This is a genomic window from Streptomyces sp. NPDC059456, assembly GCF_042750055.1.
GTDB lineage: Bacteria > Actinomycetota > Actinomycetes > Streptomycetales > Streptomycetaceae > Streptomyces.
The window spans coordinates 1-5,931 of record NZ_JBHYVA010000543.1; the positions used below are offsets into that span (position 1 = coordinate 1).

A 5,931-nucleotide genomic window follows, 5' to 3' on the forward strand; every position below is an offset into this window, starting at 1 on the left:
AGCCCCCGCGGGGTCCCGCGGGCGCGCCCGCGGGCGCCGGGGTGGCCGCCCCGGGGGTCACATCCCCCGCCCCGCCGGGCCCCCACAGCGGTGCGGCCGCCCGCCGGGGGGGGGGCCCGCGGCCGGCGGGCGCCCGCCGCTGCCGCGGGGACCGCCGGGCCCGGGCCGGCCCGGGCCGGACGGGCGGCCGCCGCAGCCGGTGACCCCGGCGGCCACCGCGACGGCCGCGGCGCCGAGCCCGAGCAGCCCCCTGCGGGTGAAGTGTCGGGTGAAGTCACGCGTCGCTTCGCTCATGAATAGTCACATAAACGGACTTTTCAGTGAAGTCGAGGGGCAACGCGGGACAACCCGTACGACTTGTACGACTTTTTAGGCGCCGAACGCCTTCGACTTGCCCTTCACCGGCTTCGCTCCCGCGAGGAGGTGGGCCGGGACCAGATCCCGGGCCGGCTCGCTGTAGCCCACCGACACCAGCCGGTCCCCGTCGTACGTGAACGACGTCAGCGAGGCCAGCGTGCACTGCCGGCGCCGCGGGTCGTGCCACAGCCGGCGCTTCTCCGCGAAGCTGCGCACGATCCAGATCGGCAGCTGGTGGCTGACCGCCACCGCCTCGTGCCCGCGGGCCGCGTCGCGCGCCGCCTCGATCGCACTCGTCATCCGTACGACCTGCTCCACGTACGGCTCGCCCCACGACGGCTTGAACGGGTTCGTCAGGTGCTTCCAGTTCGCCGGCTTGCGCAGCGCCCCGTCCCCGACACCGAAGGTCTTGCCCTCGAAGACGTTCTCGGCCTCCAGCAGCCGCGCGTCGCTCGCCACGACCAGGCCGTGGCTCTTGGCGACCGGCGCCGCCGTCTCCTGCGCCCGCTCCAGCGGGGAGGAGACCACGTACGTGATGTCACGGTTCTGCAGGTGGTCCGCGACGCGCTCGGCCATCTCACGGCCCAGCTCGGAGAGGTGGTAACCGGCACGGCGCCCGTACAGGACCCCGTCCGGGTTGTGCACCTCACCGTGGCGCATCAGGTGGACGACGGTGATCTCGCTCATGCGGTGGCCTCCGGGGTGGCCTGCGCGGCGGCGCGGGCGGCAGCGGGCAGCGCGGCCGCGATCCGCTCGACCGCCTGCTCGTCGTGGGCGGTGGACACGAACCACGACTCGAACGCCGACGGCGGCAGGTAGACGCCCTGCGACAGCATCGAGTGGAAGAAGCCGTTGAAGCGGAAGGACTCCTGCTTCTTGGCGTCGTCGTAGTTCCTGACCTCGTCCTCGGTGAAGAAGACGGAGAACATGTTGGACGCGGTCTGCAGCCGGTGCGCGACGCCCTCCTTGGCGAGCGCGTCCGTGACCAGGCCCTGGATCTGCGCGGAGACCGCGTCGACCTTCTCGTACGCGGCCGCGTCCAGCAGCCGCAGCTGCGCGAGGCCGGCCGCCGTCGCGACCGGGTTCCCGGAGAGCGTGCCCGCCTGGTACACCGGGCCGGCCGGGGCCAGGTACCCCATCACGTCGGCGCGGCCGCCGAACGCCGCGGCCGGGAAGCCGCCGCCCATGACCTTCCCGAACGTCATCAGGTCCGGCTTGACCCCGTCGACGCCGTACCAGCCGGCGCGCGAGGTGCGGAAACCCGTCATGACCTCGTCGGAGATGTACAGCGCGCCGTTCTCCCGGCACACGTCCGCGAGCCCCTGGTTGAAGCCGGGGGCCGGGGTCACCACACCCATGTTGCCGGGCGCGGCCTCCGTGATCACGCACGCGATCTCACCCGGGTGCGCCGCGAACGCCGCCCGCACCGCTTCGAGGTCGTTGTACGGCAGCACGATCGTGTCGCCGGCCTGCGCACCGGTCACCCCGGGCGTGTCCGGAAGCGCGAAGGTTGCCAAACCGGAACCGGCGGCGGCGAGCAGCGCGTCCACGTGGCCGTGATAGCAGCCCGCGAACTTCACGACCTTGGCCCGGCCCGTGAAGCCGCGCGCCAGCCGGATCGCCGACATGGTCGCCTCGGTGCCCGAAGACACCAGACGCACCTGCTCGACGGGTTCGATGCGCGCGACGATCTCCTCGGCCAGCGCGACCTCGCCCTCACCGGGCGTACCGAAGGAGGTGCCGCGGGCGACGGCGGCCTGGATGGCCTCCACCACGGCCGGGTGGGCGTGGCCGAGAATCATCGGTCCCCACGAGCAGACCAGGTCGACGTACTCGCGACCGTCGGCATCGGTCAGGTACGGACCGGTACCGGACACCATGAACCTGGGCGTTCCACCCACCGCGCGGAAGGCCCGCACGGGAGAGTTCACGCCGCCAGGCGTCACGAGGGACGCGCGGTCAAAGAGAGTCTGCGAGACTTTGGCTTCATACGGGTACGGGTAGCTCACACCAGCCATGGTCTCATCAGGCCGCGACTGACTTGCGGACGGGCGTTTCACCGCGCCGCCCCGGGGGAGGTCACTGCCATGATGATCAGGCTGCGTGGCGGGGGCCGCGGGGCCGGGGCAGGCAAGACCAGTCGGGTGGAGATATGCAACGCGGTGGTGGACCGGGCGAGGGTACGGACGGCCTCGACCCGCAGCGCGCCCGCGAGGCCCGCGAAGCCCGCCGACGGGGCAAGCACCGGCGCCGGGCCGCGGACGCGGCCGATCCGGTGCCAGGGCCGCTGGAGTCCCCCGACGACGACGGCCTGCCCAAGGGCCGCGGCATGGGCGTGACGTACAAGTACTTCGGCGCGCCCGACGGCGCGACGGCCGCCCGGGTCCCGGTCACGATGCGGCCGGAGGAACTCGGCGGCGACGAGCTCGGCATGGGCGGCCTGTTCACCAAGATCAAGCCGGAGACGGTGGCCGCGATGGTCCTGACCGGCATCGAGGGGATACCCCTGCACAAGGTGCCCCCGCTGGAGCTGGTCGTCCTCCACCCCGACTACGCGGTGGTCAAACTGCCGATGACGGTCGTCGACCCGCTGCGCGGCATCGGCGAGGAGTCGGTCGGCGCCGCGGCGTTCATCTGGTCCACGGTCCCCGACCGCGGCGGCCCGCGCGACGCCTTCAACGTCTACCAGCTGCTCCACGAATGGCAGGACTTCAGCCACCGGCTGCACGAGGCGGGACACCAGCCGTACTGCCTCGTCTGGCCCTGACGGGCCCGAGGCCCCGACGGGCCTGACCGCTGCCCCTGGCCCGCTGCCCGGACCGGCGGTCCTGCCCCGCGGCGCGGACCGGCGGCGCGGACCGGCGGCCTGACCGGCGGCCTGACCGGCGGTCCGGGGCCTCAGCCGGCCGAGGCGGTGAGCGTCTTGAGGGCCCGCTCGCGCAACGGCGCGATCCGGATGCGCGAAGCGGCGCCGTTGTGGACGGCGTTCGTCACGATGACCACGTACCGGCCGGCGGCGGGAGCGAGGAACAGACTCGTACCGGTGAACCCGTGGTGGTGGGCCACCGTCCCGCCGGCCCCCACGATCCAGCCCAGGCCGCGCTGCAGGCCGGGCTCGATCTCCGCCCGGGGGACGAGGCTCTCGTCGAACCACCGGCCGAGCGCGCTCCCGCGCCCGCCGAGCAGCCGCTCGGCGTACGTGGCGAGGTCGGCGGCCGGCGCGAAGACCCCGGCGTGCCCGGCGACACCGCCCATGATCGCCGCGTTCTCGTCGTGGACGACACCCCAGACCCGGTCGTGCCCGGCCTGGTGCTCGGTCGGCGCGACGCGGGGCTCCTGCGCCACCGGCCCGTACGCGGTACCGGCCATGCCCAGCTCCGCCCACAGGCCGGAGGCGAGTTCGTCCAGCGGCCGGCCGTGGACATGGGCGAGGGCCAGGCCCAGCAGGATGTAGCCGCGGTTGACGTAGCGGTGGGTGCCCGGCAGGTTCTCCATGAGCTCCCGGCAGATCAGCTCGTGCAGCGGGCGCGCGGTCAGGTCGTACAGGTCGAGCCGGGTGGCGGCCCGCAGGCCGCCGGTGTGCGAGAGCAGCTGGCGCACGGTGGCCTCCGCACTGGGCATCGTCCCGTCCATGGCCGGCAGGAACTCCCGCACGGGACGGTCGAGCGCGAGCAGGCCCGCATCGACGGCACGGCCCACGAGCGGCCAGGTCGCGGTGACCTTCGTCAGGGACGCGATGTCGTAGACGGTGTTCTCGTCCGGGGCGGCCGGACCGGTGAACGGGGAGACGACCCCGGCCGACAGCACGGCACGTGCCCCGGCCGCCGTACCGCACACGACGACGCCTCCCGGGGTGGCCCCGTCGGCGACGACCGCGTGCAGCACGTCCTGCAGTCCGTCGGTCTCGGCGACCGTGAACGGGACGCACACGGCGTGCTCCCCCGGATGCGGCTGGTCGACCGGATGCGGCTGGTCGACCGGGTTCATCGGGTGCGGCTGGCTCATCTGTGCCTCCGGCTCGGTGGTGGCCCCTGCTCTCACCCCCCAGCGTGGCCAAGGCGCCCCGCACCTGCCCGTAGCCGCGCCGGAACCGGTCGCGGGCCGGAACCCGTCTCCCCGGTCACGCCGGCGGGATGTTCTGGTTGAGCCGGAACACGTTCCCCGGATCCCACTCGGCCTTCAGCGCCCGCAGCCGGTCCAGCTTCCGCTCCCGCGAGCCGTACGCCTGCCGGATCCGCTGCTCGCCCTCGTCCATCAGGAAGTTCACGTACACGCCCGCGTGGTACGGCTCCAGCGCCGACCAGAACTCCCGGACCCACGCGCACTCCCCGGCGAAGCCCTCGGAGGTGTCCCGGATCCCGTTGATGTTGAGCATGTGGCCCAGCCCGCGCCCGCCCGCCGCCGTGTCGTCCTCGCCGACCCGGGCGACCGCGCCGCCCAGCTGGAACAGCGGGAAACCGCTCTGCGGGGAGACGATCCGCCCCGCGTACCGCGCCATCGTCTCCACGACCCCGTCGGCGAGCCGGTCCAGGCCGCAGCCCCGGAAGTAGTACCACCACCCGTGCGGGAACGACGCGTCGAACATCGCCTGGTGCGCCAGGTACGGCTTCGGCCGGCACAGGTCCAGCAGCGGCCGCCCGAACTCCCGCAGCGGCCGCATCACGTCCTCGCCCGCCGCCATCTCACCCGCCCAGCAGGCGATCACCATCACCACCGGCCTGCCGTGCAGCTCCGCCGGGATCGCCGCCGCCGGCGGGGCCTTGCGGTGCACGACGATCGTCGTCAGCTCGTCCGGGACGCCCGTGATCCAGTCCCGGTAGAACCGCATCACCCCCGCCGATTCCTCCACCGGCCACATCACCGGCCCCGCGAGCACCGTCGGGCCCACCGGGTTCAGCCGGAACGTGAACTCCGTGACGATCCCGAAGTTCCCGCCCGCCCCGCGCATCCCCCAGAACAGCTCCGGCTCGTGCACCGCGCTCGCCGTGAGCCGCTCCCCGGCCGCCGTGACCAGGTCCACCGACAGCAGCTGGTCCACGCTCAGCCCGTACTTGCGGCTCAGCCAGCCGATCCCGCCGCCCAGCGTCAGCCCCGCGACCCCCGTGTGCGTCACGATCCCCGACGGCACCGCCAGCCCGAACGGCTGCGTCGCCGCGTCCAGCTCGCCCAGCAGCACCCCCGCCTGGACCCGGACGGTACGGGCCTCCGGGTCCACCCGGACCTCCCGCATCGCCGACAGGTCGATCACCACGCCGCCGTCGCACACCGAATGCCCGGGGAAGCTGTGCCCGCCGCTGCGCACCGCGACCGGCGCACCCGTCTCCACCGCCCACTTCAGCGCCGCCACCACATCGGCCGAACCGGTACAGGGCGCGATCAGGGCGGGATGCCGGTCGATCGCACCGTTCCAGATCCGCCGGCGCTCCTCGTACGGGGCGTCCCCGGCCCGCACCAGGCTCCCCCGGAAGGAACGCGCCAGCTCGTGGTACGCGGCGTCGTCGAGCCGCACCGGGGCCGCAGTCGGGACAGTCGAAGCACCCATGGGTCGCTCGTCGCCCCGCCCCCCCGAGACGT

The 5,931-nt window shown here is 73.5% G+C and carries 5 protein-coding genes; 1 reads left to right on the forward strand and 4 read right to left on the reverse strand.

What is annotated here, in order from left to right:
• Positions 1–369: 369 nt before the first annotated feature.
• Positions 370–1,044, reverse strand: a complete 675-nt coding sequence (locus tag ACFXA3_RS32815) for a histidine phosphatase family protein (RefSeq protein ID WP_385192829.1) — start codon at positions 1,042–1,044, stop codon at positions 370–372.
• Positions 1,041–2,375: a glutamate-1-semialdehyde 2,1-aminomutase gene (gene hemL / locus ACFXA3_RS32820; RefSeq protein WP_082410475.1), complete on the reverse strand. Its 1,335-nt coding sequence runs from the start codon at positions 2,373–2,375 to the stop codon at positions 1,041–1,043. Before hemL ends, ACFXA3_RS32815 begins: the two co-directional genes overlap by 4 nt.
• 311 nt (positions 2,376–2,686) lie before the next feature.
• Between hemL and ACFXA3_RS32825 the strand changes: the two genes are divergently transcribed.
• Positions 2,687–3,124: a hypothetical protein gene (locus ACFXA3_RS32825; RefSeq protein WP_030161262.1), complete on the forward strand. Its 438-nt coding sequence runs from the start codon at positions 2,687–2,689 to the stop codon at positions 3,122–3,124.
• Between the two features lie 131 nt (positions 3,125–3,255).
• On the opposite strand, the gene ACFXA3_RS32830 is transcribed toward ACFXA3_RS32825, so the two are convergent.
• Both ACFXA3_RS32830 and ACFXA3_RS32835 read right to left on the reverse strand, forming a co-directional pair.
• Entirely contained in the window at positions 3,256–4,362 is a 1,107-nt protein-coding gene (locus ACFXA3_RS32830) for a serine hydrolase domain-containing protein (protein WP_385192831.1), read from the reverse strand.
• A gap of 115 nt (positions 4,363–4,477) precedes the next feature.
• On the reverse strand, positions 4,478–5,931 hold a 1,454-nt coding region (locus tag ACFXA3_RS32835; RefSeq protein WP_385192833.1), incomplete at its 5' end, for an FAD-binding oxidoreductase.

What these genes read in the sequence shown, in the direction of transcription:
- ACFXA3_RS32815 (WP_385192829.1), bottom strand. Translation starts at nt 1,044, where the DNA reads ATGAGCGAGATCACCGTCGTCCACCTGATGCGCCACGGTGAGGTGCAC.
- hemL (WP_082410475.1), bottom strand. Translation starts at nt 2,375, where the DNA reads ATGGCTGGTGTGAGCTACCCGTACCCGTATGAAGCCAAAGTCTCGCAG.
- ACFXA3_RS32825 (WP_030161262.1), top strand. Translation starts at nt 2,687, where the DNA reads ATGGGCGTGACGTACAAGTACTTCGGCGCGCCCGACGGCGCGACGGCC.
- ACFXA3_RS32830 (WP_385192831.1), bottom strand. Translation starts at nt 4,362, where the DNA reads ATGAGCCAGCCGCACCCGATGAACCCGGTCGACCAGCCGCATCCGGTC.